Raw genomic sequence first — 25,357 nt, 5'->3', positions numbered from 1 at the left:
GGCGGTCACTGCTGTCAGGGCCATACGGTGTGAGGGAATGACCTCAACGCGCGTGTCACGGAGGGCCTTCAACGCAGGCCACGATCGACGACTTGGAGCATCCGCCGTCGACCGCGGCCCAGTCGCGAGTCGGCGGCACGGCCGGCCGCCGGTGCGGCGCGTCCTGCCGGGGCAGCTGCCGCGCCGCTTCGCGGCTGTCACCGTGGCGCACCTGCTGAACCACACCAGCGGACTGCCCGATCACGTCGGCATCCCGGAGCCGGAGACCGCGGAGGAGGTGTTCTGCCACCGCTTCGACCACTGGACGCCGCAGGAGTGGGTGGCGACCGCGACGCACGGACCGCCGAAGTTCGCCCCGGGCACCCGGCAGGAGTATCGCGGCATCAACTACTTACTGGCAGCACTGATCGTCGACAAGGTGACCGGCCGCCCGTACGGGGAGGCCGTCACGGCCCGCATACTGCGTCCGCTGGGCCTGGCGCGCACCGTCGTGCCCGGCGACGAGCCGCGCATCCACGGCCGGCATGTGCACGGCTATCTGCGGATGGCCGACGGCAGCCTGCGGGACATCACTCCGTGCAGTTCGAGGTCGTCCTGGACCGATGACAAGCGCACCGTCCACCACAGGGCGACCGCCCTCCCAGCGGCCCTCGACGAGTGAGCAAGTCGGCGACCGAGCGACCTGAAGCAGCTGCCTACGGCGTGCCGGGAAGCCGAACCATGACGAGGAGACCGCCGGCGGGGCGGGGGACGAGGTCCAGGGTCCCGCCGTGGGCGCGCACGATGCTGTGCACGATGGCAAGGCCGAGGCCGACGCCCGTCGTTCCACCGGTGACGTCGAGCGTGATCCCGCGCTGTTCGGCGAGGGGGAGCAGGGTTTCGGCGGCCTCTTCGGCGACGAGGGAGAGATCGACGCTCTCGCGGGTGAAGTTCCCGCGGTCGCTGCGGCTGAGCAGCAGGAGGGCCTCGGTGAGGTCGATCGCGCGTACGTTGACGGCCTGCAGGCGTGCGAGGAGTTCGTCTCGGTCCCGCGAGGGGTCCCTGCGGGCGACGTCGAGCAGCGTCTGCGAGATGGCCAGCGGGGTGCGCAGTTCGTGGGAGGCGTTCGCGGCGAACCTCCGCTGCTCGGCGACGTGCGACTCCAGTTGTTCGAGCATGGCGTCGAACGCGTCGGCGGATTCACGGAATTCGTCCTGGCGGCCCGCCATGCGGATCCGGTGGGACAGCGATCCGTTCCCGGCCCTCCGTGCCGCGGCGGTGATCTGGGTGAGCGGTGCGAGCATCCGGCCGGCGAGGATCCATCCCCCGACGAGGCCGAACACGAGCAGGAGGACCATCGCCACGGCCGCGGCGGGGAAGAAGGTGCGCACAAGGAGGTAGCGGTTGGGTGAGATCCCGAGAAGGCCCTGGGAGTTGTCGGGTACGTAGCGCAGCAGGAACCCCCACACCACGGCCAGCAGGAGAGCGCCGGCTACGGCGAGGAACCCGGCGTAGCTGAGGGTGAGTTTCAGTCGGACGCTCAGCCCTGGGCGTCTACGCACGCGTACTGCCGGGGCGGGTGGTGTCTGGGCCGGCGGCGATGCGGTAGCCGACACCCGGCACCGTGGCGATGATCCACGGTTCGCCGAGCCGTTTGCGCAAGGCCGAGACGGTGATGCGGACGGCGTTGGTGAAGGGGTCGGCGTTCCCGTCCCAGGCCCGCTCCAGCACCTCTTCGGTGCTGACGACCACGCCTTCGGCGGCGACGAGGACTTCGAGCACGGCGAATTGTTTGCGGGTGAGCGCGACGTAGCGTCCGTCGCGGAAGACCTCCCGGCGGAAGGGGTCGAGCCGCAGGCCCGCGATCTCGCGGACCGGAGGCCGGGCGTACGCGCGCCTGCGGTCGAGCGCCCGCAGCCGCAGGACGAGCTCCCGCAGCTCGAACGGCTTGGTGAGGTAGTCGTCGGCGCCCAGCTCGAAACCGGACGCCTTGTCGTCGATCCGGTCGGCGGCGGTGAGCATGAGGATCGGGATGCCGCTGCCGGAGGCGACGATACGCCGGGCGACCTCGTCGCCGGTCGGGCCGGGGATGTCGCGGTCGAGGACCGCGAGGTCGTAGGAGTTGACGCTGAGCAGTTCCAGGGCGCAGTCGCCGTCGCCCGCGATGTCGGCGGCGATCGCCTCCAGCCGCAGACCGTCACGGACGGCTTCGGCCAGGTAGGGCTCGTCCTCCACGATCAGTACGCGCATGTCCGAAGCCTAAGCAGCACCACATATCGCCGACGTATGCGAAGGCGTGTGCCCACCGTGCACGCCGGACACGCGCTCAGTCCGCCGGCGCGAGCGCGGGGCGAGGCCGGTCCGACGGCGCTTGCGCCTCCGCACGCCACCAGCGGCGTGACGCCAGTCCGGCCAGCACGGCGCCGGCGGCGTTGACCAGTACGTCGTCCACGGAGGACACCCGGTCCAGCCGCAGGACGTACTGGGCGGTTTCGACCAGGACCGAGCAGCCCGCCCCGAGCGCCAGGATCCGCGGCACGGACGCCAGCGCCGCGAACCGTATCGGGGCGAAGAACCCCAACGACGCGAAGACCAGCAGGTTGCCGACGATCCCGAGCGACCCCATCATGACCAGGTCCCGCAGCGGTACCAGGCTCACCCGGGCGGGCACGGTGCCGGCCCCTGCGCCCGGAATCATGGTCAACCACAGGAACGGCACCGTCCCGTGAACCATGCCCACCTCGGCCAGCGACATCCGCCACGCCGATACGACGCCCGCGGCACGCCGACGGCACGCCAGAACCCACACCACCAGCGCGGCCAACGGCAGCGCCACCAACGTCATGAGCACCACACCGTTGAACGTGTCGAAGCAGCCGTGCCACCGCCCGGCCATGCACCTCGGAGCGGACATCATGAGCGGCCGCCGCACGACGAACACGGCGCTCGCCATACCGAGGATCGCCAGGCCGAGGAACACGACCCTGCGCGTGCGGCGGGGCGGTGCTGACAGGGATGCGTTGTGGTCCATGCCCCCATTGCAGACGGCGGGCCGTTGCGGCGGCGTATGCGAATGTCGATACCCCCGCGATACACGGAATCCCCCGCATCGAGGAACTGGCGCAAGCCGGCGGCGAGATGCTCCCGCCGCTGGTGATCGCGCCTGCCCAGCTACTGCGGGTGCCGGAAGATCGCGCTGCTGAGCGTCTGCGCCCGCGTTCGGCCAAGCCGTCGCCGGCTGACCGGCATCAGCCCTGCGGTTCCTGCGGTTTCACCTCGGCCTCACGGAGATTCTGGTCCCTGAGCTCGACACGTGCCTCCGTGCGATGGCTGCGCGCGATGTAGTCGCGTACCACCACTTCGATGGCGTCCTGAGGCGATCCGACTCCGGCCAGGACCATCACCTCCACCACCAACTCCGCATCGAGACTGATGTTGACTTTGGCCACGGCTCTCCCCTTCGTCACGTCGCCCCCGGACTCTAACCGCTCAAGACCCGTTCCCGCGCGACTGATTGCTGTGACTGCTGTGACTGCTGTGTCTGCTCTGGCTGCCCTGAAGGCCCGCACCGCGTTTGAGTCAGACCTCCTCGGCGTCCCAGGCGAAGACGAGTCGGCTGTGCTGCTTGTCCAGGATGAGCCCCTCGGACATCTGCCGGACGTCGGTGCCGACGGGTTACACGGCCAGTTGCGGACAGCCGTGGCCGCGTACGCGCCGGTCCCAGTGCGGAACCGCACTCTTCCTTCTGGGCTACGCGGCTCTGAGGGCCGTGCTCGGCACCGGCCGAGTCAGGGACCGGCTGATCGGCGCCGCTGCCGCCGTCCCGCTGGGCTGGGCCACCTCGTTCGCAGGCTGGGCGCCCATGGCCGCCATGACCGCCGTCCTGGAGACCGTCGCTGTCATCGACCGCCTCACAGCCAACGGCCCTCAGCCGCCGGGCGACGCCGACACGGGCGCCTAGGTGCCTTCTGATCACTGGATCGTTGGTGCGGTCGTGAGGGATGGGGGAGACTCTGACGCCGCGTGGGAGGTGACCGCGCCGTTGCCGCCGCCCGCGGGGCGGGCTCGTGGCCGGTGGCGGGATCACGGCCAGGTTCTCAAGGGCATCATGTTCAAGTTCCGCACCGGCCACCTGCCCTGAGGAGACCTGCCCGAGACGTGTGGCCCGCAGCAGACCGTCCACGGACGCTTCGACAAGGCCGCCTACCGGCGCCGCAACTTCGTCGAACGCTGCTTCCACCGGCTCGCAAATGGCACGGCATCCAATGGCACGGCATCCAATGGCGTGGCATCGCCACCCACTACGACCTCACCAGGAAGGGCACTTCCTGGTGAGGTGGCTGTTTCGCTGACCGAGGGGCTACTCGAACGGCACGTTGACGCAGGCAAGGCGCGCACCGGCCGTTCCGGCGTGGCCCTCGTGCGACGAGGTGGCCATCTCGTGCAGCACCACCGAGCGGGCGCCACCTTCGCGGAACCGCCAGTCGACGATGGCTATGGAGCGGTCCGAACCGTCCTTGTTGGTGGTCAGGTCCAGCCACACCTCGTTGCGCGGGTTGGCGAAGTCGGGGTCGACCGAGGGCTGCACCGGGTCCAGCTTGTTCTGGTAGTGCGGCCCGGAGTCCGCGGGCAGTTCACCGCAGGGCTTGGTGTGGACGTGGGCGCCGTAGACACGGTGGGGGACCAGATCCCTCAGGCGCAGTTCGATCCTCGTTCCGCCGCTGCGTCGCAGTTCCTCCTTGACCTGGACCCTGCTGGACGCGGGCACCAACTCGGTGTCGTAGGTCACGGCTTCAGCCTTGGGCGCTGCGCTCACCGGGGAGAAAGTCGTCTTGACAACGACCTTGCGGACGGGGGACTTGGCTTCCTTCGACTCGGTTGCCCCGGCGGTCGCCACTACGCCGATGCCGATGGCGGCGGCACCGACGCCGGCGACAGCGGCGAGGAGACCCTTGTGCTTGATGGTGATCCTGTGCTTGGGCAAGGTCATACTCCAGTTCAGGGGGGTGAAGCGACGTGCAGGCAGGCGGCGTTGAGGACAGCCGCAGGTAGCGCGTGTGCCGATGAGGGCTGAAACCATGGTGATCTCTGAGGTGCGCGTGATGAAGAGGCGTGAGCGTCGCGTCAGCATTCGGTAAGCACTGCCGCCGCCGTCCTCGTCCCACGCCGATCGGTCCCGTGTCCCCGAAGCGCTTCGATGTTGCTGCGAAGCCTGCCGATGGGCGCCGGGGCGAGGGCATGTACGAGCGGTCCGTCGCCAACGTCGTCGAGAACGTGGCTTCCCACTCACACCTGACATCCAGCTCAGCGGCCAGCCGCCAGCCGCCTGCCGTCTGGCGCCTGACGCCAGCCACCCAGCGACAGCGGCCAAGTGACTGTCTCGCCCGGTTCGCCGCCGATGCCGCCGCGCTCTGCTCGGCACCCTCGCCGGGGTAGGCGTCGCGCTGCCGACGGCCCTCTGCTGCGCCAGACCCGTGATGCCGGTCGGCGATGCCCAGGCGGAACTGGACCGGTCGGTACCCGATGACCGCCCACCGGGCCGGCCCGCCGGGGCTCAGTTCCGGACCGGGGGCGAGCACTGCAAAGGCGTGGAGAGCGTCGGCCGGATCCGAACTGGACCACCGCGCCGGGGGAGACGTCCGGGCGGGCCGGGTGCAGGCGTGCGGCGTGGCGCCATCGGCCGATGCTGTCACTCCGATTACGGCGTATCCACCTGTGCACGGCAGCCAGGGGATCTCGGGGCCATCCGGCGCGCTGGATGCCCAGCGCGACTCGGCGCCGGGTCTCGCTACGGGGACCACTGGCACGCTGCTGCGAACCTCCGTAGGCGCATGGACGCCGAGCGTATTTCTACTCCAGCAGCTTTTCCCGTGTGCAGTAACTTGCCAACGCGCCCTGGGAACAGCCAGTCGTCGCAAAGCAGAACAACCGGAGGATCGCCCATGCCCCGAGAGGCTCCGTACCTCGCCGTAGCCGACGTGCTGCGCGCACGGATTCTCGCGGGAGAGTGGGAGATCGGCGAGCGCCTGCCGTCCCGGGCACGGCTCGCCGAGGAGTACGGGGTCGGGCGCAACGTCATGCAGAGGGCGATGGCCCGTTTGATCATCGATGGTCTACTCGAAGGACGCGCAGGCTCAGGCACCTACGTCCGCACCCCGCGCGAGCGCCTGCGGCTGGTCCGCTCGCGGCACCGCGAACGCCGACGTGGCTCCTCCCCCTGCTCCGAGGCGAGGGAGCGGGGCAGGGCCGATGCCTGGGATTCCCACAGCCAGGTGCGCGTCCCCGCCCCTGAAGAAATCGCCGAGCGGCTCGGGATCAGGCCCGGAGACCTCTGCGTCCACACCCAGTACGAGTTCCTCGCCGACGGGCAGCCCGTCCAGCTCTCCGAATCCTGGGAGCCGATGGCTATCACGGAGGGAACGCCGATCGTGCTGCCCGAGAGAGGCCCCCTGGCAGGGAAGGGGGTGGTCGAGCGCATGCGCTCCATCGGCGTGGTCATCTCGACTGTGGTCGAGGTTCCGCGCCCGGCACGTGCCACCCAGGCACAGGCGAACCTGCTGGGGATCAGCGTGGGGGACCTCGTTCTCCAGATCGAGCGCACCATCTACGACACCGACGGACGCCCGGTGGAGACCGCCGACATGGTCATTCCGGACGTGCGTCGGGAAGTGGTCTACGAGTTCGGAGTCGACCGTCCGTAGCCGTCGTAGCCGTCGTAGCCGTTGAAGCCGTTGAAGCCGTTGAAGTGCGTGAGGCCGGTGAGGCCGGTGAAGCTATAGGGCGGTTGGGGCGACTTTTCACTTCCGACCGCAGGAGACACGAATGTCAAAAACATCCCGGCTCGGACTCCTGGGAGATCGGGACTTCGGGCGTTTACTTGCTGCCACCGCGCTCGGTCAACTGGGCGACCGCATCATCTTTTTGGCGATGCCACTGGTTGCCGTCATGGCATTGAATGCTGACGAGTTCCAGGTCGGGTTACTGGCCGCGATGACGACAGCGGGCTCGCTCCTGGTCGGGCTGCCGGCAGGCGCGTGGGTGGACCGGATGCGGAAGCGATCGGTGATGATCAGCACTGATCTCGTTCGCGCGCTGGTCCTGTTGACGATACCGGTGGCGTGGTGGGCCGACCTTCTTACCGTCTGGTGGCTTTACGCAGTTGCCTTGGTTCACGGGGTGCTGACCGTTTTCTTCGACGTCGCGTACGTCAGCTATCTCCCGCACTTGGTGGGCCGCAGCAGTCTTATGGAAGGAAACTCAAAACTTTCTGCAGTGCGCTCGGTGACCAGTATAAGTGGGCCCACGGTGGCGGGGCCGCTGGTCGGCCTGGTTGGTGCCCCTGCAACGCTCCTGGTGAGCTCCGTCGGCATGGCTGTGTCGGGGCTCCTCGCTCTCACTATCCGCAGACGTGAACCGAAGCCAGAGCCGAGTGAGCGTCCTCAACTGGGGCGAGAAATCAAGGAAGGATTGAGGTTCGCCCTCAAGCATCCCGTCCTACGCGCGATCATGCTGGCAGATGCGATATTCAACCTCTTCCTGGTCATGTACCAAACCATGTTGCTGGTCTTCTTGGAGCGCGAGATAGGTCTCCAGCCTTTCGGTATCGGCCTAGTTCTGTCCGGGATGGGGTGCGGCGCCTTGCTCGGCGCAGTGGTGGCAACCAGGATCTCCAAGTGGACCGGACAGGGTCGGGTCATCTGGCTCGCGGCACTGGTCACTTGTCCGTTGACCTTCCTCATGCCGTTGGCGCGACCGGGCTGGAGTGTGTATGTGGCGGCAATCGGACTTGCGGCTCTTTCCCTGGGCGGAGTCGTTCGCGTTGTGGCTCAATCGAGCTTCCAACAGGCCCTGACACCGGATCGACTCTTGGGGCGGATGACCGCAACAGCTCGGTTCGTGTCCTGGGGTGGTATTCCTGTCGGTGGGCTTTTGGGTGGAGTTTCGGGTTCTGTGTTCGGAGCAACAGGCACCTTGTGGATCGGTGCAGCCGGTATGACGGTGAGCGTCCTCCCGAACTTCCTGTCGCCGCTCCGAACCATGCGTCGCTAGGAGTTCGAGCAGCTGTGGGCTGAGGGAAAGGCTGACTCTCGGCGGTTCGGCCTGACCTGGCGGGCTGGGGCTCGCTCGAAGCAGGTGTCCTCGGTGTGATGCTTGCCCTGGGCGATCTTCCGGCCGTAGTGCCCCCGCGAAGCCGGGTTGGCGCGGGCGGCGAATGCGGAGGGGAAGTAGAGCCGCTTTGGACCGTCCCACGTGGCCGTGATCTACGTGCCACGTCGCGGTTGTCCCGTCCCGCTAGACGTTCTCCCTGTCACGCTTGATCTTGGTGGTTTGGCTGCCCTGACACTTCACTACCGGGGGCGGCCGCTTGTTACTCTTTCCGATCATGCGAGCCCTCTTCCCAGGATCCTTCGACCCGGTCACTCAGGGGCACCAGGACGTACTCCGGCGCGCTGCCCCGCTGTTCGACGAGGTCGTCGTATGCGTGATGTTCAATTCGAACAAGACCGGCCGCTTCCCCATCACGGAACGGCTGGACCGGCTCCGCGCGGCAGCAACCGACTTGAGCAACGTCACGGTCGACTCCCACACGGGCGGCCTGTTGGTCGACTACTGCCGCCGAGTCGGAATCGACGTCGTCATCCGGGGAGTCCGCGGCGTTCCCGACCTGGACTACGAAATGCCGATGGCCCGCATGAACCACGAACTGGCCGGAGTCGAAACGTTCTTCATCGCCGCAGACCCCGTCCTGGCCCACATCTCCTCCACCCTCGTCACCGCGGTGAGTCAAAAGGACCGCGTCCGCGAATGATGATTTAGAGATCGTCTCAACTGGCTTGATCACTAGGCTGGCGACTGTGGTAGCGATGGTCGAGCGTCTGGTGCCGGACGGGTTGTGGCAGCTGTTTCAGCGGGTGGTGCCAGCCGCTCCGGTACGGCCTCAGGGCGGAGGCAGGCGCAGGTATGGAGACCGACAGGTGCCGGCGGCCATCGTGCTCGTGGCCACGACAGGCTGTACATGGCGCCAACTGCCGCTTTTCTTCGGACCGTCCGGTGCGACCGCGCACCGGCGCTTCACCGAGTGGAGCCGGGCCCGGGTGTGGGGCAAACTCCACCGCCTGATTCTGGACGAGCTCGGTGCTCGCGGCACCATGGACTGGTCGCGGTGCGCGATCGACTCCGTCAACATGAGGGCAGCGAAAGGGGGGATCTCACGGGTCCGAATCCTGTAGATCACGGCAAGAAGGGATCAAAAATCCACTTGCTCACAGAGCGGACCGGCCTGCCTCTCTCAATCGGCATCTCCGCCGCGAACACCCACGACAGCCAGCGGCTGGAGCCCCTTGTCCGGGGTATCCCTCCCATCCGCTCCCGACGCGGACCCCGGCGGCGACGTCCGGCCAAGCTCCACGGTGACAAGCGCTACGACTACGACCACCTGCGCCAATGGCTCCGGTCCCGGAACATCACCCCGCGCATTGCCCGCAAGGGCATCGAGTCCTCCCAGCGGCTGGGCCGCCACCGTTGGACCGTGGAACGGACGGTGGCGTGGCCGGCGGGGTGCCGCCGCCTGCACCGTCGTTATGAACGCAAGGCCGACCACTTCCTGGCCTTCGCCGATCTCGCCGCTGCCCTGATCTGCTACCGAAGACTGGCGACCTGACCGACGACGGACGGCAGCCTGGCATGATCCGTAACGTAATCCGGATGATCCCGCACTGCCGCTGGCCTGCTGCTCAGCGTCGATCCATCCCGACGAGGTGCCCCATGACCCACTACCTGGCTGCCACCATGGCCATGCTCGGGCCGGCCCAGAACCGCTATGCAGAGCCGTCGGCATGGGACCGCCTCCACGCTGATCTCGGCATCCAGCTGCCGCCCGACTACCGGGCCATCGTCGACGCCTACGCCCCGGTCCAACTCAACGGCCACCTGTACCTCTCCCACCCGGCGACCAAGCGCTGGAACCTGGGCCAGCAGATCCGGGACACCGTCCAGGCGTGGTCCGAGGTGCCCTGGGACGAGCTTGACCTCGACGCGGATGAGGATCCCCGCCAACTCTTCGGACTCGAGGAGTTGAGCTTCGGTACCCGCAGCGGCCTGTGGCCGATCGCCAGCACCGACCGAGGAGAAACAATCTTCCTTGACGCAGCGGCCGATGCCACGAGGCTGTTGGTCAACTATGACGAAACCTGGGTAGAGCACCGCACGAGCTTCACGGAGTGGCTCTATCGCTACCTGGTCGGCGAAGACATGACTGGCCCCAACAGCTCAGCCTTCTACCCCGGCTCTGTGAAACTGCAGCACCTCCCCATGTCCGCCGACGAACGCCCCGAGCCCTGGTACGGCCCAGACCGCGGCATGTGAGACGCCTGCACGGCCGGGGATGGCCCCAAACGAGACGTCCTCTCGCTGTTTGTTGCCCTGGTCCTCTACACCGACGGGCTCATCGAACGCCGCGTCGAGAGGACCTCGACGTCGGTCTGGGCCGGCTCACCGACCCGCTCGCCGCCCACCCCCTCACTGCGCTCCCGGGCCCTTGGCCGACGTCCCGTTGTCCCGCCTCGGCTTCAGCGGGGGCGGGGGCGGGGGCGGGGGCGGAGACGACGACTTCGCCCTCGTGGTCGTCCGGCCGTAGTCCTCGTACAGCGTCATCAAGGGCGCTGACCAGGCCGTTCGAGGACTGGAGACCGAGGACCATGCACGTTCACGGTGGTACCGCGCCGAGCAGCCCGACGCCCTCCCGCGGGGCCTCCTCCGCCGCGAACGGCCTCGCTTCCGCCCCGAACTGCCCAACAGCCGGAAACCTGTTGAAACGATGGAGTCATGACCACCTTCCTGACACCACAACAGCTCGCCGGCCGCACCTCCGCCGCCGTCGACGCGGCCGTCGCTGCGGGGCGCGAGCTCGGCCTGACCGTCACCGACGCCACGGTGCTCCACGACGTCTTCTCCGTCGTCGTCCACTTGGCGCCCTCGCCGGTCGTGGCCCGGGTTCCCACTGTCCTGCCGCACCCGGACGACCTGGCCGCGCTCGCGCGCCGCCAGCAGGATGAGCTGGATGTGACACGCTGGCTCGCCGACCAGGGAATCCCCGTGATCGCGCCCAGCCCGCTCGTGCCGCGGGAACCCGTGCGGCGCGACGGTTTCTCGATGACGTTCTGGCCGTTCGTCCCGGAGGACCGGGACAAGGAACCCGACTACGTGGCGAACGCCGAGAGCGTCGCCGACCTGCACGCGGCCATGCGCACCTACCCGGGCCGCCTGGAGTTCCTGTCCGCGGCCGATCCGCGGTTCATCGCAGAAAGTCTCGCCCTGCTCGACCGACACCCCGCCCTGATCGGCGCGGCGGAGTTGGACCGCGCCCGCCGCGAGTGGGAGGTCCTCGAACCTCTCGTGCGCTCACGCACGGCCTTCGAGGCCCGGTTCCCCGGCATCGACCTCCAGCCCATCCACGGCGACTCCCCGCCCGCGAACATCTTCTCCGGGGTGGACGGCGACCTCTACGCCGACTTCGAACTGGTCACGCTGGGACCCGTCGAGTGGGACCTGGCCGCTCTCGGACCGGAGCACGCATCCGCCTACAACCGCGGCGCGCGGCGCAACGGCACGAGGCCGCTCGACGAGGAGGTCCTGGGCTTCGTCAACGCCCTGGGCATGCTGCGGGTCGTCGCCGCTCTCACGCTGGTCCCGCAGTTGCCCGAGCTGACGGAGTACCTCAGGCCCGCCGTCGACCACTGGCAGACGACGCCCTTCGCGGGCGGCATGAACGGCTGTCCGTGAAGCTGGCGAACCTCTTGAGTGCGAGATCGAGTCCGGCCGTCATTTCCCATTCCCATCATTCATCTCGGCGTCATTCCTCTCGGCATCGCGAGCATCGTTGGGCGGCGCCTCCCGTCGCTCTGTGACCCATGCCACACGCAGTTCCTGTCAGCAATCGGGGCGCTGTTCCGCTCAACCCACCGGGAGCAAGCGAACCGACAGGAGTGACACATGAAGCACCGCATCGTCGTCCTCGGCGCCGGCTATGCCGGGGCCTACGTGGCCGGGAACCTGGCCCGCCGGCTTTCCCCGGCGGACACCGAGATCACCGTGGTCAACGCTGAACCGGAATTCGTCGAGCGGCTGCGGCTGCACCAGTTCGCGGCCGGCCAGGAGATCGAGGCCCGGAAGCTCGCCGACGTCTTCGCGGGCACGGGGATACGGCTGCGCCTGGCCCGTGTCAGCGCCGTCGACCCCGACCGTCAGGTCGTCGCCGTAGCCGGTGCCGGTGCCGGTGCCGATGTCGATGTCGACGGCCGCGGCGAGCTCGGCTACGACACGCTTTGCTACGCGCTCGGCAGCCACGTCGCCGACCGCGGCGTGCCCGGCGTGGCCGAGCACGCCTTCGACGTCACCGGCCGGCCCTCGGCGCTGCGCCTGCGCAAACGCCTGGACAGCCTGGACGGCCGGGACAGCCGGGGCAGCCGGGGCAGGCGAGGTGAAGGCGGGAGTGTGCTGGTCGTCGGCGACGGGTTGACCGGTATCGAGACCGCCACCGAGATCGCCGAATCCCGGCCCGGCCTGTCCGTGACGCTGGTCGCCCACGGCGAGCTGGGCGCCCGGCTCTCCGCCGGAGCCCGCAGCCACCTGCGCCAGGCATGCGACCGGCTGGGCATCACCGTCCTGGAGCACACCAGCGTCGAAGCCGTAGAAGCGACGCGGGTGCTGTGCGCCGACGGCACCGCCCTGGCATCCGACGCAACCGTGTGGACGGCCGGGTTCGCGGTCAGCCCCATCGCCGCCGCCAGCGGGCTGGAGGTCACCGAGAACGGTCGGATCGTCGTCGATCGCACCATGCGGTCGGTCTCGCACCCGGACGTCTACGCCGTCGGCGACAGCGCCCACGCCATCGGCGACAACGGCCGGCCGCTGCCGATGTCCTGCGCTTCGGCCGGCTACACGGGCCGGCAGGCCACGGACGCGATCGTGGGACGCCTGACCGGCCGCAAGATCGCGAACATCAAGCTGGCCTACCCGGGCAATCACATCAGCCTCGGGCGCCGGGACGGGATCCTGCAGATGGTCGACGAGGAAGCGCAGGCAAAGCCGGGGTATGTGGGCGGCAGGAAGGCGGCGCGGATCAAGGCGGGCATCCTCAAACTCTCTCTGTGGGGCATCTCGCACCCGACCTTCGGCGTGCCCAGGCGCCGGCGCCGCCTGGCCACCACGCCGGATACGTCCGTCGAGAAGGCGGTCGCGTAACTGTCCAGCCGCCTAGGGTGATCCCCGTGGACAACACCGCCACTGACCGCTTCGACACCAGCCGGTTCGAGGCCAGCCGGAACCGGCTGGCCTCCCTGGCGTACCGGCTGCTGGGCTCCGCCGCCGACGCCGAAGACGCCGTGCAGGACGCCTTCCTGCACTGGCAGGCCGCCGACCGGCAGCGGATCCAGGTGCCGGAAGCATGGCTGACCAAGGTCGTCACCAACCTGTGCCTCGACCGGCTCCGCTCAGCACGAGCCCGCCGCGAACGCACCGTCGGCGCCTGGCTGCCCGAACCGCTCCTCGACGGCGACCCGATGCTCGGCCCGGCCGACACCTTCGAGCAGCGCGAATCGGTCTCCCTGGCCGTACTGACTCTCATGGAGCGCCTGTCACCCCTGGAGCGGGCCGTCTACCTCCTGCGCGAAGCGTTCTCCCACAGCCACGCCGAGATCGCCGAGATCCTCGACATCACCGAGTCCGCGAGCCAGCAGCACCTCCACCGTGCCCGCCGCCGCATTACCGCCGCGCGCCGCCGGGGCGGCGGCGAGGTCGATCCCGCATCCGCCCGCAGGGTCGTCGAGGAATTCCTCGCCGCTGCCACCTCGGGCCGCACCGAACGGCTGGTGGCGCTGCTCACCGACGACGCGACCGCGATCTCCGACGGTGCCGGCCTGACCAAGACGCTGCTGCAGTACGACACTCCGCAGCGCATCGCCGCCATCGCACGGGCCGGCTTCAAACCCACACCGGCGAAACGGCGCCTTGCCGGCGGCACGCCCGCCATCCACTACGCGCTCGTCAACGGCGCCCCCGCCATCCTCGCCGTGGTCGGCGACCAGGTCGTCGGCGCCGTGACGTTCGACATCGCCAACGGCAAGATCGCAACCGTGCGCGGCATCGCCGCCCCCACCCGCCTCGCCCGCCTCACCGGAGCCTGGCGGCAGCACGAACCGGACACGCCGCTCATCGCCCAGTGGTGAGCCGACGCCGACCGCGGCCAGGCGCAGAGGTCCCACCCGACTGCGACGAACCGCTCCCGGGCTGTTCGGACGTCACCAGCCGCCTGCGGACAGCATGCAGCGGCTCGCCGCCGTCCCGCCCGCCACCGTTCAGCGGCTGCTGGGCGGCAGCGACGGCCGTACCGCGGCTGACCGGGCTCGTGGCATCGACCCGCGTCCCGTCGTGCCCCGCGCCTTGCCCGCTCCCGCGACCGTCCCCACCGTCTCGACCGCCACCTCCTGGCGGGGGCCGAAGTTCGTGCTGCTCTGCTCTGCTCTGCTCTGCTCTGCTCTCACCGAGCCGTCCGCCCACGAAGACGGCCTGCGCAGTGCTCGCCTACCAGCTGATGGACGCCGCCGACCTGCAGCGTGGCCGCCTCACAGCCGTTGTACTGAAGGGCGAGGACCTCGTCGAGGCCGATCACTGAACGGAGGCGGCCTGCCTCACCACGCGGCAGGACCGTGCAGGACCTGGCAGGACCCGGCAGGACATGATCGGCATGGCGGCCGGCCCGTGTCCTGTCGAGCCCTCTCGGGCGGCCGCTATTGGGCTCAGCCGCCGCTCTTACGGCGAAACGACCGCTGGCTCACCGCCGGGGCGTGCGTGCCGCGGACTTTCGACGCGTCGGTGTTCGCCGCAAGATCGGCGGCGTCCGCCTGCAAGCCGCGCTTGCGTGCCAGGGCCTCCCGAAACTTGCGCTTCAGGTCGTACTGGCCGTCGTCGTCGGGCGAAACGGCAGAGCTGTCGGCGTCAACCGGCTCCGAACCTTCGCGCGATGGAGACTCTGCAGCCATGGTGACCTCCTGGGTTCGGCAGTGGAAAGCACAGCTTGTCATGCCGGACACCGCTCGAGGCGCCCGCGCCCAGTATCGCCGGCCACCGTGGGCCACCGCCCAGCTCGCCAGAGGTCCTGCCGCTGCTCTACCTGCACGGCCTGTCGTCCGGGGACTTCGTCCCCGCCCTGGAGCAGTTCCTCGGCGGTACCGCCGGCCTGTCGCCCGCCACCGTCACCCGGCTGACCAAGCAGTGGAGCGACGACCACGCCGCCTTCCAGGCCCGTGACCTGTCCGACCGCGACTACGTCTACGTCTACGTCTGGGCCGACGGCGTGCACCCCAAGGTCCGACTCGGGCAGACCCATTCGTGCGTGCTGGTCCTGCTCGGCGTGCGGCTGGACGGCACCAAAGAGCTCATCGCCTCGCCCTGGCCGAGGGCCTGCGGGAGTCCACTGAGTCGTGGGCTGACCTGCTGCGCGACTGCCGCCGACGTGGCATGTGCGACCCCGAGCTGGTCATCGGCGACGGCGCCATGAGCCTTTGGCGGGCGCTCGCTGAGGCAAGAGATCTACAACGCCGAGGACCGCGGCCACGCCGCGAAGGCGATCGAGGCGTTCGCGAAGACCTACGGCGCCAAGTTCCCCGAGGCCGTCGCGAAGATCACCGACGATCGGGAAGCACTCCTCGCGTTCTACGACTTCCCGGCCGAGCACTGGATCCACCTGCGGACCACAAACCCGATTGAGTCGACGTTCTCCACGGTCAAGCTCCGCACCAAGGTCACCCGAGGCGCGGGCAGCCCGGCGGCCGCGCTCGCGATGGTGTTCAAGCTGGTCGAGTCCGCTCAGGCGCGAGGGCGCGCGATCACCGGCGCCCACCTGGTGCCCTTGGTTCGCGCCGGCGCCCTCTTCGAGAACGGCCACCTGGTTCGAACGCACCGAGTCGACCGCCGCCTGACCTGGCTCGACAGATCGACAGAGATCGGCAACCACGATCCCGGTCAGACGTGACTGTCCGTCACATGTGCTGTATCCACACGTTGGGCTCCACGTAGATGCCCTGGTCGCTGTCGTCGACATGGAGCAGGCTGAGACCCCGCGGGATGACGTATTCGCCCGGCTCCGGGAAGGCCATTCCTGTCCACTGCTCCCACTCGGAGACCGTGCCGGTCATCGTCTGCGAGGCCGGGGCGGCGGCGATGATGCGCGCGCCGAGACGTTGGTGGGTGCGGATCCACGGGTCGAGCGAGGTGCCGTCCGGGCGGGTCCATCCCATGAACGACTCGATAGACGCCAACGGGTACTGCGACTTCAAGGTTGGGCGGACCGGGGCGATCACCCGCGGCCAACTCTGCTCCACGGCGAGTTGCCGCAGCGCAGTGAGCGTCTCGCCGGCCAAGCCGCGGCCCTTGAGGGAGGGGGTGACCACGGCGCCGCAGATCACCAGAGTGTCGGGCTCGATGCCCTGCTCACGGTTCTCAACGGCGCGAATGGTGGCGTCTGTGTAGCCCGAGGGCAGCGTCTCCACTTTCCCGTCCCAGCGGATAGGTATCCCCCAGCCGGCGGCGACCGGCACGCCGCGCTCGTCGACCAGCATGAGGTTGAGCTCGGTGAACCACTCCCGGACCCGGCCGATGTACTGCTTGGCCAGCCGGTCAGCGGTGATGAACTTTGGGAATCCCTCGCTGAACAGCTCTTCTAACTGCTCGTCGGGCCACTCGTGCGCGTCAAACAGCTCCGTGATCAATTTCATGGGCAGTTTGTAGCGCATCTCAGCTCACACTGGCTAGGCGGACCGGCACCGCGATGCGCTGCAACGATGCCTGGCCGACTGGGGCTGACTCAGATCAGAACTGGAGGCGAAGACTCAGATCTCCTGAGCGGCATCACACGCGATCCACAACTCTTGACAATTGCTCGGGCAACGGAATGTCGACCGCTGTCCGCATCTCGGGGTCGGGGACAGGGGCGTCGTCGCTCACCTGCGTGAGCGGACCGGCGGGTTCCTCCCCCAGGAACATCACTTGGACCCAGTGGTACTCGACCCACCGCAGATGGCTGATCAGCCCGCACAGGGCGTGCGCTCGTCCCAGGTGGGAGGCGTATCGGTTCGTCGCGTCATCGTGGGGAGCTTCCCGCAGGTCGGAGGGGCGGTCGAGTGATTAATGAGCGGGACTCCGTCGAGTGCTGCTTCATCCGTCGTGGGCACGGCGGCCTGGCAAGATCCGGCGGACAGCACACCTAGGCGCGTATCGAGTCGTGATCAGTCTGTCGATTCGCTCCCCGGCGAGGCCTGGGCCGGTAGGTCGTCTTCCGTGTCGCGGGTCCAACTCGCGGACGCCGAGAGGGACTTGGTGCATGGCTGGCCGTCCGCAAATCACTTCCCGCAGTGACATCGCCATGCGTGTAGTCTCGGTCTTGATCAATCGTCACATGGCTTGGAGGAAGCACCATGACGAAGGCCCCGTTCGTCGCCATGGCCGCCGCTACCGCGGCGCTTGGGACTGCGCTTGGTTCCCTTGCGCTCCAACTGCGCGCACATGGCTACGAGCAGTACGTCGAATCCGTAGCCACCTTCAGCATGCTGATGTTCGTCACCTCAGCTCTAGTTGTAGTGACATGGGTTCGAGACGGTCGGCCGCACTCGAATTGAGTTCTTGGGGACTCGATACGCGTCTGAAGGGAGTCCCCCAATTGAGCCGGTAGTGCACGGCAGCGATGGTCTTCGCTCAACGAACCGTTGTGCATGCCGAGCGTGGCGACAAGGATGATGTTTGTCGGGATACGTGCTGCCCAGCGAAGCTGTCCGGGAAATGGCGTTGGCCCTCACGCAGGCTGGTCTCGCAGGATGCTTGGCCGGGCAGTAATTGAGCGTGTCCGCCTGCGGTCTCGGTAGCTGGGTGATTGCTCCGCTTCCCACCTAGTTGTGCGCCGTCCTGGGCTATCCGGTCTGCCCAGGGCGCTTGAGGATTTCTGTCAGGGCAGAGATGCTGTGGTCGCCGTGGCCGGCGTCGACCGCTCGCTCGAGCAGGTCATGGAAGGGCTTGTGCCAACCCACGTCGAGGTTGGCTTCCTTGCCGAGTTCCTCGTCGTGGGCAGCTCCGGCCAGGAAGAGGTTTACGGAGGAGGCGGGCTTGCTGTAATCGCCGCGGTCAATCTCCTCGGCGAAGACCGGCAGTACCGAGTTGATCATTTCGAACCACTTGATGCTGAACCGAACCATCGAGGCCGCCGTGAGGCCACGGGCCTGCATTGCTGCCGCGCCCTGGAAGAAACCGACGAGCGCGGGCAGCAGGGTGCCGCCCACCGCCATTTCGTACAGGGCGGCGAGGTCGGCGTCGGCACCGAGATAGACCGTGTCGCCACCCAGCACCCGCAGTGTCGCAGCGAACTCGTCGAAGACGCTGCTGTCGCCGCCGTAGTACAGGAGGGTTTCCTCGGCGCCCACGGCGGACGGCACATTCTTGATCGCTCCGCTGAGGTAGCGTGATCCGTGCCCAAGCGCCCACTCGGCCATCTGCCGGGCCCCGGCTGGTGAACCGCTGTTCAGGGTCACAAGGGCCCGTCCCTTGAGCCCGGCAGCGGCCGGTTCGAGGGCCTCGATGGTGTTTTCGTATGTGGTCAGGCAGGCGATGACCAGCGGACTCGCCGCGATCGCCTCGTCCATCGTGCGGGCGTGAACGGCACCCTTGGACACGAGCGGCGCGGCCTTCGACGGAGTCCTGTTCCAGACGGTGGTCGGGTGTCCGGCGTCGATGAATGCCTCAGCCAGTGCGCTGCCCATCGAACCAAGCCCGACGACGGTCACGGGAGTGCGTTGATGCCCGGTCATACATTGCTCCTGCCTGAGACGGATCTTCATGAGCGCCTGAAACGACGTCAAAGAGGGCTCAGTCGCACGGAGTTGTCGCCATCTCGGCGCGATGCCCACTCCATGCTGTGGGCGTACCAATACTTCTGCAAGTACCTACAATTTTGTCTGGTACCCACATTTTTGTTAGGGGAGTGCTGATGAAAAGGCGGAGCTATAGCTGCGGGCTGGACGCTGCCATCGACGTCATGGGAGGGAAATGGAAGGGGCTGATCCTGTTCTGGCTCGGCGAAGGACCGCTGCGCTTCGGCGAGTTGCGCCGGACGGTGTCCGGTATCAGTGAACGGATGCTGATCCTGCAACTGCGGGAACTGGAGGCCAGCGGCCTGGTGCACCGCGAGGTCCATCATCAGGTCCCACCGAAGGTGGAGTACTCGCTGACTGACTTCGGTCACTCGCTCATCGAGGCTCTCGTCCCACTCGGCCAGTGGGGCGAGGAACACATGGAGCGTCTCGAGGCCCTCCCGTGAGCCGGTCAGACAGGAGGCACGTCGGGATCGGCGCTGCTCCAACCGGACACCTTTAAGAGATCTCGAAGTGGGACCATCCTGGGCCTTGTCGCAGCGGGTTGCGATGCCTCGCCACCTTCATTCTTCTCCCGGTTGGTGGTCTGGTCCCTTTTTCCGGAATCACCACCTTGACGGCGGTCGCTTACGCAGGTAGGCGCGGTGACCGCGATAGGAGTAAGCCCTGTCTCCGGCGACCGCGTCGGGCCGGGGCGCGGGGACGGCTGACAGGCCCACTCCACCGCCCTGCGCTACTTCACTCTCGACGGCACCGACCACTCCACCCACAAGGTCAAGGCAGCATGAAGCGCACTACATCACCGGGCGGAACGCGCACACCGCACGATATCCGTTTGGGCACCATCGTCACTCGCGCCGAGGTCGCCTGACACCGTACGAAGGCAGAGAAGATGACGACCACACATCCCCACCACATCGACCACGAGCTCATCCAGGCCGCAGCCCACGTGGCGCGCACTCGATGCCGTGGCGACAACCACACCATGGCGGCCGCGGCCCGCGCCCGGGACGGCCGGATCGTCACGGCGGTGAACGCCTACCACTTCACGGGAGGCCCGTGCGCCGAGTTGGTCCTCATCGGCGCGGCAGCTGCCCAGGGCGCTTACGAGCTGGACACGATCGTCGCCGTGGGCGACCGCGACCGGGGGGTCGTTCCCCCGTGCGGTCGGTGTCGCCAGGTCCTTCTCGACTACTTCCCGACCCTGAAAGTCGTCGTCGGCGCAGGCGACCGCCTCCGAACCGTCTCTGTCACCGACCTGCTCCCCGAGAGCTACGTCTGGGCTGACCACCAACTCGACGCTGAGCAAACCACGCCACTGAGCACGAGCTGACGGCCGTCCGTAGCGGGGCGAACGCTGTCTGATGCGCCACTGGGTGGGGCTTCTGTCTTGAGGCCCCAGGTTGTTGTCCGTGGACGACAACGTCGTGAGCTCCCGCAAGGTCCATGACACGTAAGAAGTCCCGCGCTCCTGAACTATTCGCCAGGATGCGGGCCTTCTTCGTGGTGTTCCCAGGAGCTGGACGGGGCGGCCGTTCGCGGTGGCGCGCAGTGTGGCTGTGGGACCGCCTGGAGCCGCTACTGCCGCTACTGCCGCGACGTGAGCGGCGCTTCCGGTCTCCGGGCCGCAAGCCGCTGCCTCACCGGCAGGTACTGTGCGGACCCTGCACGTGCTGCACACCGCACCCCGCTCGCGGTCCTGCTGATCGGCGGCAACCGTAACGACGTCACCCCACTGCTGCCCCTGCTCGACGCCATCCCACCGGTCCGCGGCCGTGTCGGCCGTCCCCGCCGCAAACCCGACTCTGTTCTCGCAGACCGTGGCTATGACCATGATGTCTACCGCGACCAGATCCGCGAGCGCGGCATCGTGCCGACGATTGCCCGTCGTGGAACGCGGCACGGCACCGGGCTGTGCACCTACCGGTGGGTGATCGAGTGGAGTTGCGCGTGGCTGTACCGCTTCAGACGCCTGCAGATCCGTGGGAACGCCGGGCCGACACGCATGAGGTCTTCCTCAGACCGGGCTGCTGCCTCATCACCTGCCGACGAGTGAGATCCTTGTGTCAGCTGTTGTGCGCTGCCGGCCGGAGCTCAGGCATCTCGGACCGCAGCCGACAGCCGCGCCGTTGCCCGTGCTTGACCTGTCATGACAGCCGCCGAGACTAGCCAGCCACGGGAGTGGGGGAGCGACGAGTACCTGTCCGTCAGCACGCCTCCCGTCCAAGGATCGCCCTACGGAGATCTTCTGGCTGCGGAAGGGCGCACCTGACAGTTGGAGGGTGGCCACTTTTCGGAGGCAGGCGCAGCACGGGGCGAACCGTTGGACGGTCTTCGACGGTGGCATGGCACAGTTCTGCCTGGCCGTCCTGACCGGCGTAGTGGATCCGTTCAGCGAGCGGATCGCGGGATCAGGCCCGCACATGTTCGTGAACTGGCGGGAGATGTAACCATCAGGCGGACTCGTGCGATCACCTGAACGTACGGCTGTCCTCGTAGGAGCCGGTAGACGACTCACGTCATTGTGTCAGCCGTTGTAAGCCCGCCCCGGATTGCGGCCCGGCGCGCGCTCAGTGATCCCGCCCGGCCCGGTCGCCGCGGCGTGTCACGCCGTAGCGGCGCCGGAGGTGTCAACGGGCGGCGGCAGACTGTGCAGCCGTTTCCGTAGATCTGCCACGCACTCGGCGGGGCGGGCAGCGAGCAGGCTGGCCAGGCGGCCCAGCCGGTTGCGGGCCGTGGCGCGCACGCCTCCCGAGTCTGGGTGCCGCTTGGCTGCGGCTCGCGGGCGGCGCATTGCGACGGGGGTTCGGCATCAGTCGCGCGCAGGCGTACCGGTTGCTGGAGGTCGCCGGCGTACTGGCCGCCAGGGGGCGGCAGCCCGGACCTACCGCTACTGGAGGCTGCCGCTGTCGACGATCACGGCGCAGGGGTCGACAGGCTGGGACCCTTGATCAGGGCTGAGGACATCGAGGATCGCGAGGGCATGGATGTGGGAGACGAGGTTGCTGATGAGGCACCGCCCATTGGAAAGGCGGTGTGACTGGGCGGCGGCTGCCGTACCTGTGCCGCTGATGAGCATGGCTGCGGTGAGGGTGACTGAGGTGAGGATCGAGCGGATGCGCATGATTGCCTCCTGTGAGCGGGATCGCTGCTCCGAGCCTCGTTGAGGGGGCGACGCGGCAAAAGCGCTGATAGGCCGATGGAGGGGGACCGGAGTTGGCCGCGTAGTGCAGCGAGTGAGGCTGTGGTGGACGCCCGAGAGGCCGTTTCCGGGGCATTTGGGGTCCCGGAGAGCGGCCTCACTGCCTCACTGGAATGGACGGCACTTGTCTCCGGTCCAGGTCGGGATGAACCGGCCGAGGGTTCGGGCATACGGACGACGCGACGCCCGTCTGGGTGACGCCGCGGCGTATGCGAGGTCGGCTGACCGGCGGCCGGACAGGCGTACGTACGTACGGTATGTACGTCACGGTGCGCGAGTTCCAGCCGGCGAAGGCTTCAGGGCGTCAGCTCGCCGAACGTCTGACTGGGCGTGAACGAGTTGTCGTCGCACTGCTCCTCGTAGTTCGTGAGGGCGGTGAGGCGGGCCGCCACGCCGTGGAGAAGCGAGGAATCTTCGGCGCCGCACGGCCGGTTGCTGCTGCTGGTGGGGGTGCCGGTGGGGGGCAGGTCTGTGGCGTGGGCGACGGTTCCACCTGTCAGGGCGAGTACACCGGTAAGAAGGGCCGTGGTGGCGAAGTTCCGTGTGCGCATGAGGTGCCTTACTGGTAGCGGCGCGGCTGGGATACCTCCATCAAACCGAGGCCGCACGTCGGCTGCCTGCTCGGTTGCTCCGTTCGGCTCCCTGAATGGACGACCCGGCCTCTATTCCGTCACCCGAGGAGCCGTATTTCCTCGGTTCCCCCAGGTTCTGACTCTTTGGTCAGCGTCGGGTCCGGATGAGGATGCTCGGGAGGTGGAGTGCGGCCTGGTAGGCGATCGAGAGCCGTAGGTCGTCGGGAAGGTGAAGCACCCAAAACATCGACGCTTCCGGGTGTCGAGAATGCGGCGCCGGCTCCGTCCCAGGGGTACCAGTAGCCAGAACGGACCGCGCGACGAAGAAGGAGCACCCCGTGACGCTTCAGCGGATGGACAACGTAGGCATCGTCGTCGATGACCTGGAGGCTGCCATCGCCTTCTTCACCGAGCTCGGCATGGAGCTGGAAGGCGAAGCGCAGATCGAGGGAATCGCGGCAGACCAGATGCTCGGCCTCGACGGGGTCCGCAGCGCCATCGCGATGATGCGCACCCCGGACGGCCACGGCAAGCTGGAGCTGACGAAGTTCCACACCCCCGCGGCGATCACTGCCGGACCGCTCGACCCGCCACCCCACACTCTGGGCCTGCACCGGGTCATGTTCGCCGTTGACGACATCGACGACACGATCACGCGCCTGCGCCGCCATGGCGCCGAACTCCTCGGCGAGGTGGCGCAGTACGAGAACGTCTACCGACTCTGCAACCTCCGCGGCCCCTCGGGAATCATCGTCGCTCTGGCCGAACGGATCGGCTAGTGCAGTGACCGGGAAGGTTCGCCGGAGTGCTGGCTGAGCCGGTTGGTTGTAAGGCCACATCCGGTCTGGCGGATGGAGGCGCGGTGGCAGAGCCCGTCCGAGTACGCAGACTGACCGATCAGGAGGGGCACCAGCTGCAGCGGATCGTGAGGCGGGGCAGTACCAGTACGGTGCGCTACGGCGGGCGATGATGCTCCTGGCCTCAGCTGGCGGGAACCGTGTGCCGGTGATCGCCCAACTCGTCCAGGCGGACGAGGACACCGTTCGCGACGTGATCCACCGATTCAACGAGATCGGGCTCGGCTGCCTGGACCCTCCGCGACGCCAAACTCGACCGGATCGAGCACGTCTTGGCCCATTTGCCCGACCGGGTCTTCGCCTTCGACGAGTTCGTAACGCTGGGTATCCGGCCGACCGGCGGGTCCTGCTGGGCCGAGCAGGAAGGCCCAACCGTCATCCGGCGACCTACCATCGCACCCACGGAGTCACCTACTTCCACGGCTGCTACTCGGTCGGCGACGACACCCTGTGGGGCGTCAACCGCAGCCACCAGGCGCGGCCCCGTCCTTAGCTGCGCTGAAAAACGATCCGGACCGCGCGTCCGGACGGCGCCCCGATCTACGTGATCCTGGACAACCTCTCCGCTCACCAGGGCAGCAAGATCCGCCAATGGGCTCGGAAGAACAAGGTCGAGCTGTGCTTCACCCCGACCAACGCCTCCTGGGCCAACCCGATCGAGGCGCACTTCGGCCCGCTGCGGCAGTTCACCATGGCCAACTCCCACCATCCGAACCACACGGTCCAGACCCGTGCACTGCACGCCTACTTGCGCTGGCGCAACTCCAACACCCGCCATCCCGACGTGCTGGCCGCCCAGCGCAAGGAGCGTGCCCGCATCCGCAGCGAGAAGGGCATCCGCTGGGGCGGACGCCCTCTCCTCAACGCCGCATGACAGGACGGGCCGCGAGCAGGCTCAACCGACAGGGACTCTCTCCTTGAGAAAGCCGATCAGCAGATCGGTGACGGCCGATGGCCGCTCCAGGCTGGGAAGGTGACCTGCCCATGGCAGTTCGACGTGGTCGGCGTTCGCGAGCAGATGCGGCAGTCGGGCAGCGATCTGTCGGAAGTCAGCCAGATCATGCGCGCCCGACAGGACAAGGCAGGGCGCTTGAATTGCCGCCAGATCAACTACGGCCTCGACTGGCTCGAACTCCTCAGCGGCGGCCAGCTGCAGCTCGAAGGCGTGTCGCTGCATCTGGCGTACCGCCTCGCGGGCGGTCTCGTCGGCGTCCGGGCCGAGCCAGGTTTCGACCATCAGTTCCGTCGCGCCGACGATGTCCCCCGCCTCGATCAGCGCTTCCTCGCGCTCCCCGAGCGCACTCAGTTCGGCAGAAGGTTCATGACCGGGCAGGGCGGAACAGATCAACCCAATGGCGCTCACCCGATCCGGCCAGCGCGCGGCGATCTCCAAGGCGACCTGCCCGCCGTACGAGGATCCCACCAGTGCCGCCTGCGCGATGCCCAGACTGTTCAGGAGGGCCAGCACATCCTCGGCGTCGCTGTGAGGCCGGTCCGGCGCTGGAGTCTCACCGAAGCCTCGAAGATCACAGCGCACCAGCCGGTAACCGGCGTCGATCAAGGCCGGCCACTGGGCATCCCACATCCGCCGGTCACACACCCCGGAATGCAACAGCACCAGCATCGGACCGTCTCCGGCCACATCATGAGAGAGCGTCATCCAGCAAACCCTACGCAGCGGCTGTTCGAAACGCCTCCCGATTAGCACCGCCACTTCCCCGCCCATCAGCCCGGCGAACCATGCCAATCACAGCACTAGTAGTGCTTGGTCAGGTCGGTATCAGTTGTGGCTTGTCGCGGTGACAGGTGGGGCAGGCGCTTCGACTTCGCGGA

General features: G+C 67.8%; 25 protein-coding genes and 6 pseudogenes. 19 read left to right on the top strand and 12 right to left on the bottom strand.

Going from position 1 to position 25,357, the window contains the following annotated elements:
* Window positions 1–68 precede the first annotated feature (68 nt).
* Window positions 69–574: pseudogene (locus tag ABZ078_RS20145) on the top strand (serine hydrolase domain-containing protein); the annotation flags it as partial.
* 121 nt (window positions 575–695) lie between these two features.
* Here the strand turns inward: ABZ078_RS20145 and ABZ078_RS20140 are convergent.
* From ABZ078_RS20140 to ABZ078_RS20125, 4 genes are all read right to left on the bottom strand, one after another.
* Window positions 696–1,541 carry a sensor histidine kinase gene (locus tag ABZ078_RS20140; RefSeq protein ID WP_356577057.1) on the bottom strand — a complete coding sequence of 282 codons (846 nt, stop codon included), beginning with the start codon at window positions 1,539–1,541 and terminating at the stop codon, window positions 696–698.
* Complete coding sequence (locus ABZ078_RS20135) at window positions 1,534–2,229, bottom strand: response regulator transcription factor (protein ID WP_356577055.1); 696 nt, start codon at window positions 2,227–2,229, stop codon at window positions 1,534–1,536. The genes ABZ078_RS20140 and ABZ078_RS20135 overlap by 8 nt, the downstream gene beginning before the upstream one ends.
* A gap of 76 nt (window positions 2,230–2,305) precedes the next feature.
* A complete protein-coding gene (locus ABZ078_RS20130; RefSeq protein WP_356577053.1) occupies window positions 2,306–3,010 on the bottom strand; it encodes a VanZ family protein in 705 nt (234 codons plus the stop codon).
* A 217-nt stretch (window positions 3,011–3,227) separates the two neighbouring features.
* Window positions 3,228–3,428, bottom strand: coding sequence for a type II toxin-antitoxin system VapB family antitoxin (locus ABZ078_RS20125; RefSeq protein WP_356577051.1), 201 nt, complete (start codon window positions 3,426–3,428; stop codon window positions 3,228–3,230).
* Window positions 3,429–3,604: 176 nt separating this feature from the next.
* Between ABZ078_RS20125 and ABZ078_RS20120 the strand changes: the two genes are divergently transcribed.
* Complete coding sequence (locus ABZ078_RS20120) at window positions 3,605–3,940, top strand: hypothetical protein (RefSeq protein WP_356577049.1); 336 nt, start codon at window positions 3,605–3,607, stop codon at window positions 3,938–3,940.
* A 399-nt stretch (window positions 3,941–4,339) separates the two neighbouring features.
* Here ABZ078_RS20120 and ABZ078_RS20115 read toward each other — a convergent pair whose 3' ends face one another.
* On the bottom strand, window positions 4,340–4,969 hold the full coding sequence (locus ABZ078_RS20115) for a superoxide dismutase family protein (protein WP_356577047.1): 630 nt from the start codon (window positions 4,967–4,969) through the stop codon (window positions 4,340–4,342).
* 952 nt (window positions 4,970–5,921) lie between these two features.
* On the opposite strand from ABZ078_RS20115, the gene ABZ078_RS20110 reads away from it, so the two are divergent.
* The 9 genes and pseudogenes from ABZ078_RS20110 to ABZ078_RS20070 form a co-directional block, all read left to right on the top strand.
* Window positions 5,922–6,680: a GntR family transcriptional regulator gene (locus ABZ078_RS20110; RefSeq protein ID WP_356577045.1), complete on the top strand. Its 759-nt coding sequence runs from the start codon at window positions 5,922–5,924 to the stop codon at window positions 6,678–6,680.
* A gap of 121 nt (window positions 6,681–6,801) precedes the next feature.
* A complete protein-coding gene (locus ABZ078_RS20105) occupies window positions 6,802–8,028 on the top strand; it encodes an MFS transporter (RefSeq protein WP_356577043.1) in 1,227 nt (408 codons plus the stop codon).
* A gap of 334 nt (window positions 8,029–8,362) precedes the next feature.
* Window positions 8,363–8,788, top strand: a complete 426-nt coding sequence (coaD, locus tag ABZ078_RS20100; RefSeq protein ID WP_356577041.1) for a pantetheine-phosphate adenylyltransferase — start codon at window positions 8,363–8,365, stop codon at window positions 8,786–8,788.
* A gap of 55 nt (window positions 8,789–8,843) precedes the next feature.
* A protein-coding gene (locus ABZ078_RS20095; protein WP_356577039.1) for an IS5 family transposase occupies window positions 8,844–9,640 on the top strand; the annotation gives its coding sequence in 2 pieces (ribosomal slippage) (window positions 8,844–9,186 and window positions 9,186–9,640; 798 coding nt in all).
* Between the two features lie 104 nt (window positions 9,641–9,744).
* Window positions 9,745–10,344, top strand: a complete 600-nt coding sequence (locus ABZ078_RS20090) for an SMI1/KNR4 family protein (RefSeq protein WP_356577037.1) — start codon at window positions 9,745–9,747, stop codon at window positions 10,342–10,344.
* Window positions 10,345–10,803: 459 nt separating this feature from the next.
* Complete coding sequence (locus ABZ078_RS20085) at window positions 10,804–11,760, top strand: aminoglycoside phosphotransferase family protein (RefSeq protein WP_356577035.1); 957 nt, start codon at window positions 10,804–10,806, stop codon at window positions 11,758–11,760.
* Window positions 11,761–11,970: 210 nt separating this feature from the next.
* The gene (locus ABZ078_RS20080; RefSeq protein ID WP_356577033.1) at window positions 11,971–13,221 is read left to right on the top strand and encodes an FAD-dependent oxidoreductase; all 1,251 of its coding nucleotides are present in this window, start codon (window positions 11,971–11,973) and stop codon (window positions 13,219–13,221) included.
* A 26-nt stretch (window positions 13,222–13,247) separates the two neighbouring features.
* Entirely contained in the window at window positions 13,248–14,204 is a 957-nt protein-coding gene (locus tag ABZ078_RS20075) for a sigma-70 family RNA polymerase sigma factor (protein WP_356577031.1), read from the top strand.
* 91 nt (window positions 14,205–14,295) lie between these two features.
* A pseudogene (locus ABZ078_RS20070) lies at window positions 14,296–14,644 on the top strand (hypothetical protein); the annotation flags it as partial.
* A 130-nt stretch (window positions 14,645–14,774) separates the two neighbouring features.
* Here ABZ078_RS20070 and ABZ078_RS20065 read toward each other — a convergent pair.
* Window positions 14,775–15,017, bottom strand: a complete 243-nt coding sequence (locus ABZ078_RS20065) for a DUF5302 domain-containing protein (protein WP_356577029.1) — start codon at window positions 15,015–15,017, stop codon at window positions 14,775–14,777.
* A gap of 110 nt (window positions 15,018–15,127) precedes the next feature.
* On the opposite strand from ABZ078_RS20065, the pseudogene ABZ078_RS20060 reads away from it, so the two are divergent.
* A pseudogene (locus tag ABZ078_RS20060) lies at window positions 15,128–16,009 on the top strand (transposase); the annotation flags it as partial.
* 7 nt (window positions 16,010–16,016) lie between these two features.
* Here the strand turns inward: ABZ078_RS20060 and ABZ078_RS20055 are convergent.
* Together ABZ078_RS20055 and ABZ078_RS20050 are read right to left on the bottom strand one after the other, a co-directional pair.
* Window positions 16,017–16,751, bottom strand: a complete 735-nt coding sequence (locus ABZ078_RS20055; RefSeq protein ID WP_356577027.1) for a hypothetical protein — start codon at window positions 16,749–16,751, stop codon at window positions 16,017–16,019.
* Between the two features lie 166 nt (window positions 16,752–16,917).
* Window positions 16,918–17,120: pseudogene (locus tag ABZ078_RS20050) on the bottom strand (mini-circle protein); the annotation flags it as partial.
* Window positions 17,121–17,450: 330 nt separating this feature from the next.
* Between ABZ078_RS20050 and ABZ078_RS20045 the strand changes: the two are divergent.
* Window positions 17,451–17,651 carry an SCO3870 family protein gene (locus ABZ078_RS20045; RefSeq protein ID WP_356577025.1) on the top strand — a complete coding sequence of 67 codons (201 nt, stop codon included), beginning with the start codon at window positions 17,451–17,453 and terminating at the stop codon, window positions 17,649–17,651.
* Between the two features lie 288 nt (window positions 17,652–17,939).
* On the opposite strand, the gene ABZ078_RS20040 is transcribed toward ABZ078_RS20045, so the two are convergent.
* Complete coding sequence (locus ABZ078_RS20040; protein ID WP_356577023.1) at window positions 17,940–18,830, bottom strand: NAD(P)-binding domain-containing protein; 891 nt, start codon at window positions 18,828–18,830, stop codon at window positions 17,940–17,942.
* Window positions 18,831–19,009: 179 nt separating this feature from the next.
* Here ABZ078_RS20040 and ABZ078_RS20035 point away from each other — a divergent pair, with 179 nt between their 5' ends.
* The 4 genes and pseudogenes from ABZ078_RS20035 (at window position 19,010) to ABZ078_RS20020 (ending at window position 21,343) form a co-directional block, all read left to right on the top strand.
* The gene (locus tag ABZ078_RS20035; RefSeq protein WP_356577022.1) at window positions 19,010–19,339 is read left to right on the top strand and encodes a helix-turn-helix domain-containing protein; all 330 of its coding nucleotides are present in this window, start codon (window positions 19,010–19,012) and stop codon (window positions 19,337–19,339) included.
* Between the two features lie 446 nt (window positions 19,340–19,785).
* Window positions 19,786–20,226 carry a cytidine deaminase gene (locus ABZ078_RS20030; protein ID WP_356577020.1) on the top strand — a complete coding sequence of 147 codons (441 nt, stop codon included), beginning with the start codon at window positions 19,786–19,788 and terminating at the stop codon, window positions 20,224–20,226.
* Between the two features lie 354 nt (window positions 20,227–20,580).
* Window positions 20,581–20,954 (top strand): annotated as a pseudogene (locus ABZ078_RS20025) (transposase); the annotation flags it as partial.
* Window positions 20,955–21,175: 221 nt separating this feature from the next.
* Window positions 21,176–21,343, top strand: coding sequence for a hypothetical protein (locus tag ABZ078_RS20020; protein WP_356577018.1), 168 nt, complete (start codon window positions 21,176–21,178; stop codon window positions 21,341–21,343).
* Between the two features lie 440 nt (window positions 21,344–21,783).
* Here the strand turns inward: ABZ078_RS20020 and ABZ078_RS20015 are convergent, their stop codons facing one another.
* Together ABZ078_RS20015 and ABZ078_RS20010 are read right to left on the bottom strand one after the other, a co-directional pair.
* Entirely contained in the window at window positions 21,784–22,017 is a 234-nt protein-coding gene (locus ABZ078_RS20015; RefSeq protein ID WP_356577016.1) for a hypothetical protein, read from the bottom strand.
* Window positions 22,018–22,391: 374 nt separating this feature from the next.
* The gene (locus tag ABZ078_RS20010; RefSeq protein ID WP_356577014.1) at window positions 22,392–22,646 is read right to left on the bottom strand and encodes a hypothetical protein; all 255 of its coding nucleotides are present in this window, start codon (window positions 22,644–22,646) and stop codon (window positions 22,392–22,394) included.
* 359 nt (window positions 22,647–23,005) lie between these two features.
* On the opposite strand from ABZ078_RS20010, the gene ABZ078_RS20005 reads away from it, so the two are divergent.
* Both ABZ078_RS20005 and ABZ078_RS20000 read left to right on the top strand, forming a co-directional pair.
* Window positions 23,006–23,446, top strand: coding sequence for a VOC family protein (locus tag ABZ078_RS20005; RefSeq protein ID WP_356577013.1), 441 nt, complete (start codon window positions 23,006–23,008; stop codon window positions 23,444–23,446).
* A gap of 83 nt (window positions 23,447–23,529) precedes the next feature.
* Window positions 23,530–24,398 (top strand): annotated as a pseudogene (locus tag ABZ078_RS20000) (transposase).
* 21 nt (window positions 24,399–24,419) lie between these two features.
* Here ABZ078_RS20000 and ABZ078_RS19995 read toward each other — a convergent pair.
* On the bottom strand, window positions 24,420–25,184 hold the full coding sequence (locus ABZ078_RS19995; protein WP_356577011.1) for an alpha/beta hydrolase: 765 nt from the start codon (window positions 25,182–25,184) through the stop codon (window positions 24,420–24,422).
* Window positions 25,185–25,357 lie beyond the last annotated feature (173 nt).

The sequence above is a fragment of the Streptomyces sp. NPDC006385 genome, from assembly GCF_040612485.1.
Classification (GTDB): Bacteria; Actinomycetota; Actinomycetes; order Streptomycetales; family Streptomycetaceae; genus Streptomyces.
Note: the sequence above shows the minus strand (reverse complement) of the source record. Positions and strands in the feature narration are given on the sequence as shown.

What these genes read in the sequence shown, in the direction of transcription:
- ABZ078_RS20055 (WP_356577027.1), bottom strand. Translation starts at nt 16,751, where the DNA reads ATGAAATTGATCACGGAGCTGTTTGACGCGCACGAGTGGCCCGACGAG.
- ABZ078_RS20130 (WP_356577053.1), bottom strand. Translation starts at nt 3,010, where the DNA reads ATGGACCACAACGCATCCCTGTCAGCACCGCCCCGCCGCACGCGCAGG.
- ABZ078_RS20080 (WP_356577033.1), top strand. Translation starts at nt 11,971, where the DNA reads ATGAAGCACCGCATCGTCGTCCTCGGCGCCGGCTATGCCGGGGCCTAC.
- ABZ078_RS19995 (WP_356577011.1), bottom strand. Translation starts at nt 25,184, where the DNA reads ATGACGCTCTCTCATGATGTGGCCGGAGACGGTCCGATGCTGGTGCTG.
- ABZ078_RS20110 (WP_356577045.1), top strand. Translation starts at nt 5,922, where the DNA reads ATGCCCCGAGAGGCTCCGTACCTCGCCGTAGCCGACGTGCTGCGCGCA.
- ABZ078_RS20105 (WP_356577043.1), top strand. Translation starts at nt 6,802, where the DNA reads ATGTCAAAAACATCCCGGCTCGGACTCCTGGGAGATCGGGACTTCGGG.
- ABZ078_RS20090 (WP_356577037.1), top strand. Translation starts at nt 9,745, where the DNA reads ATGACCCACTACCTGGCTGCCACCATGGCCATGCTCGGGCCGGCCCAG.
- ABZ078_RS20015 (WP_356577016.1), bottom strand. Translation starts at nt 22,017, where the DNA reads ATGCGCATCCGCTCGATCCTCACCTCAGTCACCCTCACCGCAGCCATG.
- ABZ078_RS20115 (WP_356577047.1), bottom strand. Translation starts at nt 4,969, where the DNA reads ATGACCTTGCCCAAGCACAGGATCACCATCAAGCACAAGGGTCTCCTC.
- ABZ078_RS20085 (WP_356577035.1), top strand. Translation starts at nt 10,804, where the DNA reads ATGACCACCTTCCTGACACCACAACAGCTCGCCGGCCGCACCTCCGCC.
- ABZ078_RS20010 (WP_356577014.1), bottom strand. Translation starts at nt 22,646, where the DNA reads ATGCGCACACGGAACTTCGCCACCACGGCCCTTCTTACCGGTGTACTC.
- ABZ078_RS20135 (WP_356577055.1), bottom strand. Translation starts at nt 2,229, where the DNA reads ATGCGCGTACTGATCGTGGAGGACGAGCCCTACCTGGCCGAAGCCGTC.
- ABZ078_RS20035 (WP_356577022.1), top strand. Translation starts at nt 19,010, where the DNA reads ATGAAAAGGCGGAGCTATAGCTGCGGGCTGGACGCTGCCATCGACGTC.
- ABZ078_RS20030 (WP_356577020.1), top strand. Translation starts at nt 19,786, where the DNA reads ATGACGACCACACATCCCCACCACATCGACCACGAGCTCATCCAGGCC.
- ABZ078_RS20040 (WP_356577023.1), bottom strand. Translation starts at nt 18,830, where the DNA reads ATGACCGGGCATCAACGCACTCCCGTGACCGTCGTCGGGCTTGGTTCG.
- coaD (WP_356577041.1), top strand. Translation starts at nt 8,363, where the DNA reads ATGCGAGCCCTCTTCCCAGGATCCTTCGACCCGGTCACTCAGGGGCAC.
- ABZ078_RS20065 (WP_356577029.1), bottom strand. Translation starts at nt 15,017, where the DNA reads ATGGCTGCAGAGTCTCCATCGCGCGAAGGTTCGGAGCCGGTTGACGCC.
- ABZ078_RS20045 (WP_356577025.1), top strand. Translation starts at nt 17,451, where the DNA reads ATGACGAAGGCCCCGTTCGTCGCCATGGCCGCCGCTACCGCGGCGCTT.